We start from the raw sequence: 8379 nt of genomic DNA on the forward strand, positions 1-8379 counted from the left end.
TGCGTTCGCAGTACGCGGCCTACTGCACGCAGGGGACGCATCCGCGCGCGATCCGCGCCATGCTGGAGTGTGAGCGCTGGAGTGTGAGGCCCAGCGCACGTCGCACGAGGGAGGCTGAGGCACGGATGAACCCGTTCGGACGCGTTCCCCCCTGGATCACGGACGTGCTCATCGGCGTGGTGGTCATCGCCGGCGCCCTCGCCCCGTTCGGCAACGCCCCGCGCGTCCAGCTGCATCCGGTCGTGCTGTGCGTCATCGTCCTCCCGGCGCTCATCCTCCCGCTCCGTCGACGCTGGCCCATCGCGGTCTACGCCGCGTGCGGGGTGCTCTTCTGCACGGGGTTCTTCGTCGGGCTCACTGGCCCGGGCGCCGTGCTCCCGTTGGCCGTCGCGATGTTCGGGCTCGCGGTGCGACGGGATCGGCTCACCACGATCATCGCCGCGACGAGCGTGATCGTCGTGACCGTCGTCCTGCTGTTCATCGTGGGCGGTCCGTTCCTCGATCTGCACGCGATCCAGGTCGCCGTCACGATCGCGTTCGCTGCCGCGGCGGGCGGAGGCACGAGAGCGCGGCACGCCTACATCGCCGCGATCACCGATCGGGCGATCCGCGCCGAGGAGACGCGCGAGTCCGAGGCGAGGCGACGTGTCGCCGAGGACCGTTTGCGGATCGCGCAGGACCTCCACGACGTCGTGGCGCACGAGATCGCCGTCATCAGCCTCAATGCGGGACTCGCCTCGACGACCATGCAGTCGAAGCCGGAGACGGCGGCGGAAGCGCTCGTCACGATCCGTCGGGCCGCCCGCTCCGTGCTCACCGAGATCAGCGATCTCCTGACCACGCTTCGCGCCGAGCCGGACGGGCTTCCGATCGGCGACGGTACGGGCACCGCCCTCGCTCCAACCCCCGGCCTCGCTCCGACCCCCGGCCTCGCGAGACTCGACGAACTCGTGGAACGGTTCGCGGAGAGCGGGCTCGAGGTCACGACGCGAGTCGAAGGCACCGCCGTCCCGTTGGCCGCCGCGACCGACGGCGTCGCCTACCGTGTTATCCAGGAGGCTCTCACGAACGCCCACAAGCACGGGCACTCGGGACGGGCGCACGTGCGCGTGCACTACGGTCCGGAGCGACTCGAGATCGTCGTGACGAATCCGATCGTCGGTCTCGGCGGCCCGCACACGGCCGTACCCACATCATCGTTTCCACTCACAACCACGACCACACCCACACCCACACCCACACCCACGACTACACCCCCCGGCTACGGCCTCCGCGGCATCCGGGAGCGCGTCCAGTCCGTCCGCGGCACGGTGGAGATCCACCCGACGAGGTCGACGTTCCGTCTGCGGGCCGTGCTGCCCGTCGGCGAGGCAGGGAGCACCGCATGATCAGACTGCTCATCGTCGACGACCAGACACTCATCCGCGCCGCGCTCGTCGGCCTCCTCGACGCCCAGGACGACATCGACGTGGTGCGTGAAGCGACGAACGGCCGTGAGGGGATCGCGGCCGCGCGTGAGCTGCGTCCGGACGTGGTCCTGATGGACATCCGGATGCCGGAACTCGACGGGATCGCCGCCACCACGGAGATCTGCGCCGATCCGGACCTCGCGGCCGTCCGGGTGCTCATCCTGACGACCTTCGAGGACGACGAGAACGTCGTGCGCGCACTCCGCGCCGGGGCGAGCGGCTTCATCGGGAAGGGGGCGGAGCCGGACGCCATCGTGCAGGCGATCCGGTCCGTCCACCAGGGCGAGAGTCTGCTGTCCCCCGCAGCGACGCGCGCGCTCATCGATCGGTTCGTCGGACCGCCGACCGGCTCCTGGAGCGACGGCCCGTCCGCCGCCGCTCTCGCGGAGCTCACGGCACGAGAACGGGAAGTCCTCCTGCTCGTCGCGACGGGGCAGTCGAACACCGACATCGCCGAATCGCTCGTGATCTCACCGCTCACGGCGAAGACCCACGTGAATCGGGTCATGGCCAAACTACAGGCCCACGATCGTGCGCAGCTCGTGATCACGGCGTACGAGAGCGGTCTCGTGCGTGCCGGCGATGCGGCTACCCGAGCGCCGCGCGACCCGACTTCCAGTAGCCGATGAAGATGATCCCGGATTTCGCGAAGCCGCGTTCGCTCACGAGGTGACGGCGGAGGCCGGTGGCGAGGCCGCTCTCCCCCACGATGAAGCTCGCGGGTTCCCCGATCGGGAGTTTCGCCCTGGACACGGTTTCGAGTGCGTACCGTCCTGGGGTCCCAGGTCGGCCGTCACGCGGAAGCCAGTGCACCGTGACGCCGTCGCGGGCCGGTGTCGGCCGGATGTCGTCGGTGCTCGGCACTTCTAGGAACACCTCCGCACGGAGCGCGAGGTCTGACTGTTCGAGGATGCTGAGGATCGCCGGGACCGCGCTTTCGTCACCGACGAGGAGCTGCCACTCCGCACCGCTGTGCGGCAGGTACTGCTTGCCCTCCGGGAAGAGGCCGGCTTCGTCGCCCGGCTGCGCGTGCGTGGCCCAGAACGAGGCCGGGCTGTCGTCGCCGTGCACGACGAACTCGATGTCGAGTTCAGCGCTCTCCGGTCGGAACGCACGGACCGTGTAGTTGCGGACCTGCGGACGCGACGCCGCGGGGATGAGGTAGAACTGGGCGATCCAGCCGTTGCCCGATGCGGTCGGCATCCGGAGACCGCGCTGGCCGACCCTTGGGAAGAAGACGCGGATGCACTGGTCGTCGCCGAGGAACTCGAAGCCGTCGAGGGCATCGGAGGTGAACGTGACGGTCACGAAGTGCGGCGTCGTCCGTTCGACCCGCGCGACCCGCGCCCTGGTCATCTGGCGGTGCTTGGCGTTCTGGATCTTCAACGTGGGCATGCGGCTCCTTCGGGATGAGCAATTAAGGTAAGCCTAACCTTTGTCCGCATCTGCGTGCGACTGCTGCACGTTCACGCCCACGCTTGACAGCGCGCACCCCCGAGAGCGCAGACTGGACGCGGCCGGGCGCATGGACCGCGGCAGACCGCATCGGATGGAGCACACGCATGGAATACGGGCAACTGGGTCGGAGTGGCGTCGAGGTGTCACGACTGATCCTCGGCACGATGAACTTCGGGCGGCACACCACGGAGGAGGACTCGTTCGAGATCCTCGACACGGCGCTCGATCACGGCGTGAACTTCATCGACACCGCCGATGTCTACGGGCCGAACGGGCTGACCGAGGAGATCGTCGGGCGCTGGCTGCAGGCCCGGCCCGCCGCCAGGGACCAGGTGGTCCTCGCAACCAAGGTCTTCGGCAAGGTCGGCGAAGGGCGCAACGACCGCGGGTTGAGCGCGTTCCACATCCGCCGCGCGGTCGAGGGATCACTCCGCCGCCTGCAGGTCGACCACATCGATCTCTACCAGTTCCACCACATCGACCGGCGTGTGCCGTGGGAGGAGATCTGGACGGCGATCGACGTCCTCATCGATCAGGGCAAGATCAGCTACACGGGTTCCTCGAACTTCGCCGGCTGGAACATCGCGGAGGCCCAGGTCCTCCGCCAGAACCAGCACCGACTCGGACTCGTCTCCGAGCAGTCGCTCTACAACCTCGTCGCACGTGACGTGGAACGCGAAGTGCTCCCCGCCGCTCAGCGCTTCGGCGTGAGCGTCATCGCGTGGAGCCCGCTGCACGCGGGGCTGCTCGCCGGATCCTCGCTGCGCGGCGAAGGCACGACGAGACGCGATGCGGATCGCACGGGACAGAAGCGCGGCGCCTCACCCGAGCGGATCGACCGGTTGAGCGCACTCGCCGAGGAACTCGACACGACGGCCGCGATCCTCTCGCTCAGCTGGCTCCTGCACCAACCGGGCGTCCTCGGACCCATCATCGGTCCGCGCACGCTCGAGCACCTGACCTCGGCGTTCGACGCATTCGACCTCCAGCTCGACGAGGCGACGCTCCCGGCGCTCGACGAGATCTTCCCGGCGTTCGGCGCGGCTCCGGAGGCCTACGCCTGGTGATGCATGGGCTTGGTGATGCAGATGCATGGCCTTGGTCATGCTCCGCGGTCGTCCGGCCGAGGATGGTCGCTGCTGCGGGCACGACCCGAATGCTGCCGTAGGCACGGAAGAGCAGTGTCGAGAGCTCCCGACCGAATCATTGAGCGCGGCTAGAGTGTGTCGGATGTGCTCCCGGCTCCGGGTGGCCGTTCGGGATGGGGACCTCACCATGCAGCAGTCGTACACCCGACGCGAGCTCGACGCCATCGTCGCGACCGTTTCGCCCCGGACGGGCTGGGACTTCTCCAGGATGGCGACCAGGCGCGCGACCGTGCCCTGGGAGTACGAGGCCGTGGTCGCGGCCCGGATCGGTCCGGGATGTCGGGTGCTGGATGTCGGAACCGGTGGAGGTGAGCGATTCCTGTCGCTCGCGCCGCGGTTCGTCTCAGACATCGTTTCGGGGGTCGGCGTTTCCCGCGGTGTCTCCGGCCTGGGCATCGACATCGACCCGGAGATGGTGGCGATCGCGACGGCGACCGGACGAGAGGTACCCCAGGTGTCGTTCCGCCAGAGCAGCGAACAGCTCGAAACGGTGACGGAGCACTTCGACGTCATCCTCAACCGGCACGCGCCATTCTCGCTCTCCGCTGTCCGCGACCATCTGGCACCGGACGGTCGGTTCATCACCCAGCAGGTGGGCGAGCGAAACATGCTGAACATCAAGGGGGTGCTCGGCGGAGGACGTGCGGGTGAGCGGGGTGATGCGGGTGAGGGCGACGATGCGGGCATACGTCCGCTCCCCTCAGCCCCGATCAGTCGGTCGCAGTTCGAGGGTTCCGGACTCCGGCTCGTGGATTTCCAGGAGTACGACGTCGAGTACGTGGTCGAGGACGCCCAGTCGCTCGTCTTCTGGTTGCAGGCCCTCGATCTGCTCCACGCCGATGTCGACGGCAGCGAAGCACTCGCCGACGTCGATGCGTTCAACGCGATCCTCGACGGGAACGTGATCGACGGCGTGTTCGTGACGAATGAGCATCGGTACCTCGCCGAAGCGGTGCCGCTCCCCCGGTGAGGTCGCCGAGCCTCGCCTGCTCGTCCAGGCGGGCTCTCATCGACACATGGTGCGTACCTTACTGACAAGTCAGTGATTAACCCCTAAGCTGACCGCGGACGACGAAGTCCCACCCGGGACGCGCCGTCCGTCCCTGTACGACCTGTTCAAAGGAGAACACGCACGTGACGCGACAACACGCCATTCCAGATCCCTCTCCTCGGCGCACGACGATCGCTCGATCAGTCGGCGTCGGAGCCACCATCGCCGCAGTACTCGCAGCCGGAACGGTCTTCGCGAGCCCCGCCGCCGCAGACCCCGGACCCGATTTCGGTCCGAACGTCATCATCTTCGACCCGTCCGACTCGGTCGAGCACATCAACGACACGCTCGCCTCGATCTCCGACGAAGCGGAGTTCAGCCTCAACCGGCACGCGGTGTTCTTCAAACCGGGCACCTACGGGAGCGCATCCGGGCAGAACGACCCGACGACCGCGACCGGCATCGTGAACGGCGAGCTCGGCTACTACACCTCGGTGTCCGGACTCGGCGCATCACCGGAGGACGTGCGGTTGAACGGCGCGATCCACGTCGAACCGGTCAGACAGTGCGAAGCGAATCCGTGGGACTGCCCGCAGCCAGGATCCCTCACGCGTTTCTGGCGGTCGCTCAGCAACATGACCATCAACCCGATCCAGCAGCCCGTCGGCGTCGATGCGCTCCGCCCCTTCCCGAACGGTGTCGCTGACAAGCACCAGATGCGGTTCGCGGTATCCCAAGCCGCTCCGCTGCGCCGGATGAACATCGAGGGCGGACTGACGCTCTTCGGTCGCGTCGGCGAGTTCGCGAGCGGCGGATACCTCGCCAACTCCCGAGTGACCGGCACGCTCGTGAGCGGCTCGCAACAGCAGTGGTTCACGCGGAACAGCGAAGTGGGCACGTGGGACGGCGGCGTCTGGAACACGGTCTTCTCCGGCGTCCAAGGGGCACCCGCGACCGACTTCGCGCCCGGCAACAAGACGACGATCGCCGAAACACCGGTCAGCCGTGAAGCCCCCTTCCTCTACCTCGACGGCGACGACTACAAGGTCTTCGTGCCGTCTGCCGAAACCAACTCCTCCGGAGTGAACTGGGGAACCTCGGCCTCCGATGGCGAGGCGATCGGCATCGACGACTTCTTCATCGCGCATGAAGGCGATTCGGCGGCGACGATCAATGCAGCTCTCGCCACCGGCAAGAACCTCTTGCTGACGCCCGGCGTCTACGAGCTGGCGGAACCCATCTCGGTCACCAGGCCGGACACCGTCGTCCTCGGCCTCGGGTACGCATCGCTCACCCCGACGGCGGGAACCTCAGCCCTCGAGGTCGCTGACGTTCCTGGCGTCGTCGTCTCCGGCATCACGGTGGACGCGGGCACGACGGAATCGGCGACCCTCGTCAAGATCGGCAGCGACGGACACACCGGGGATGCCGCCAACCCGACCACACTCAGCGACGTGTTCATCCGCATCGGCGGAGCCTGGGCCGGCAAAGCGGAGACGAGCATCGAGGTCAATAGCGACGATGTCCTCCTCGACCACATCTGGGCCTGGCGGGCCGATCACGGCGTCGACGGCGCATTCGGTTGGGACGTGAACACGGGAGCCCACGGGGTTGTCGTGAATGGTGACGACGTCACGGCGACGGGTCTCTTCGTCGAGCACTACCAGGAGAATCAGACCGTGTGGAACGGAGAACGCGGTCGCACGATCTTCTACCAGAGCGAGCTCCCCTACGACCCGCCGAGCCAGGCCGCCTGGATGGACGGCGACCGCAACGGCTACGCCTCCTACCGCGTCGCAGACACGGTTCGCGTCCACAACGCGACCGGCCTCGGGAACTACTCGTTCTTCGAGCGCGGCATCCCGATCCTCGCGGAGAGCGGCATCCAGGCGCCGAGGTCGCGTCAGATCACGTTCCAGTCGATGACGAGCGTCTTCCTGAACGGCTCCGGTGGCATCTCGCGCATCATCAACGATGCCGGCGCACCGGCGGTCGGAACCTTCAGCTCGCCGCAGCTGGCGTCGTACCCGCCCGTCGACACGACCGCGCCCACCGTGACAATCACTGCCGATGCGACGGACGTCGACGGTTGGTACCCGGCAGTCGCCCTGACGATCGTGGCGACCGACGACTTCACACCGCCGCCGACCATCGAGACGAAAATCGACGGCGGACCGTGGACCGTTGCTGCAGGGAACTCTGATTCGGCTCCCGGGTCCATTTCCGTCTCTGTGCCGATCACCGATGGTCAGCACACCGTGATCGCCCGAGCGACCGACGACAGTGGCAACGTGTCGTCCGAAGCATCCTGGAGCGGCAAGGTCCACGCCGGTCCGCCGGCGATCTCCTTCGGAGGTGGGAAGCTCACCCCCGGCCAGAGCGTGACGCTGACCGGCGAAGGGATCCCGGCTGGCAGCTACGACGTCGTGTTCCGATCCGATCCCGTCGTCGTCGCATCGACCGAGGTCGACAACGAGACGCGTCGCTTCTCGGCGACGTTCACCGTTCCGACGAGTGCGGACCCCGGTGCGCACCGGATCGAACTGACGGATGCGAACGGCGCCGTGATCGCCGCGGCCGATGTGACGGTCGTTGCGGCTGCAGGCCCGGGCGGCTCCGGCGGGGGCACGGGCGGCGGCAATGGTGCTGGTGCTGGTGCTTCTGGTGCTTCTGGTGCTGGTTTGGCGTCGACCGGTTTCGAGGGACTGTCGCCAATGCTCGGCGCCGCACTGCTCCTCCTGCTGATCGGTGCCGGTGTGCTCCTCCTGCGTCGTCGTTCCGCTGGTGGTAGTGCTGGTGCTAGTGCTGGTGCTGCTGGTGCTGGTGCTGCTGTGGGTGCCCTGACGACTGCCGATGGGCCCACCGGCTTGAATGGGACGTCGACGCCGGAGTAGGCGCCGCAGCGCACCGAACGGCGGTCACCCGTCGTGATGCGCCCTCACAGCGACGCCGTCGATCCTTCCGATCGGCGGCGTCGCTGCGTGCTCCTGCCGAGTCGCCCAGATTCCCTCGACCCATGGGCCTGTCGAAGTGTGGCCCCGGTCACCGAGCTTGTCGAAGGGGGTTCCCTTTCTACCTGTCGGCGCTCGGCCTCCGGCCACAGAGCCTGTCGAAGTGCGTCGCCCCGGCCTCCGGTCACTGAGCTTGTCGAAGTGCGTTGCCCCAGCCCGGTCACTGAGAGTGTCGAAGTGCGTCGCCCCCGGCCCGGTCACTGAGCTTGTCGAAGTGTGGGGTCCAGTCGCGCAGCACCAGTTCTCCACAGATTCGTTCGAACCCTTGTTCTAGAACACCGGTCCTTGGTATTCTTGATGAG

6 protein-coding genes are annotated in these 8379 nt (G+C 67.5%); 5 read left to right on the top strand and 1 reads right to left on the bottom strand.

What is annotated here, in order from left to right:
• Window positions 1-125: 125 nt before the first annotated feature.
• Entirely contained in the window at window positions 126-1388 is a 1263-nt protein-coding gene (locus ACQ3HB_RS16965; protein WP_430921585.1) for a sensor histidine kinase, read from the top strand.
• A complete protein-coding gene (locus ACQ3HB_RS16970; protein WP_430921586.1) occupies window positions 1385-2098 on the top strand; it encodes a response regulator transcription factor in 714 nt (237 codons plus the stop codon). Before ACQ3HB_RS16965 ends, ACQ3HB_RS16970 begins: the two co-directional genes overlap by 4 nt.
• On the opposite strand, the gene ACQ3HB_RS16975 is transcribed toward ACQ3HB_RS16970, so the two are convergent.
• Window positions 2058-2864: a siderophore-interacting protein gene (locus ACQ3HB_RS16975; RefSeq protein ID WP_430921587.1), complete on the bottom strand. Its 807-nt coding sequence runs from the start codon at window positions 2862-2864 to the stop codon at window positions 2058-2060. The two genes, ACQ3HB_RS16970 and ACQ3HB_RS16975, sit on opposite strands and share 41 nt — an antisense overlap.
• A gap of 167 nt (window positions 2865-3031) precedes the next feature.
• Here ACQ3HB_RS16975 and ACQ3HB_RS16980 point away from each other — a divergent pair, with 167 nt between their 5' ends.
• From ACQ3HB_RS16980 to ACQ3HB_RS16990, 3 genes are all read left to right on the top strand, one after another.
• Complete coding sequence (locus ACQ3HB_RS16980) at window positions 3032-3994, top strand: aldo/keto reductase (RefSeq protein WP_430921589.1); 963 nt, start codon at window positions 3032-3034, stop codon at window positions 3992-3994.
• A gap of 208 nt (window positions 3995-4202) precedes the next feature.
• Window positions 4203-5045: a class I SAM-dependent methyltransferase gene (locus tag ACQ3HB_RS16985; protein WP_430921590.1), complete on the top strand. Its 843-nt coding sequence runs from the start codon at window positions 4203-4205 to the stop codon at window positions 5043-5045.
• A gap of 164 nt (window positions 5046-5209) precedes the next feature.
• On the top strand, window positions 5210-7960 hold the full coding sequence (locus ACQ3HB_RS16990) for a hypothetical protein (RefSeq protein WP_430921592.1): 2751 nt from the start codon (window positions 5210-5212) through the stop codon (window positions 7958-7960).
• Window positions 7961-8379: the final 419 nt, after the last annotated feature.

The organism is Plantibacter lichenum (assembly GCF_050587525.1).
Classification (GTDB): domain Bacteria; phylum Actinomycetota; class Actinomycetes; order Actinomycetales; family Microbacteriaceae; genus Plantibacter.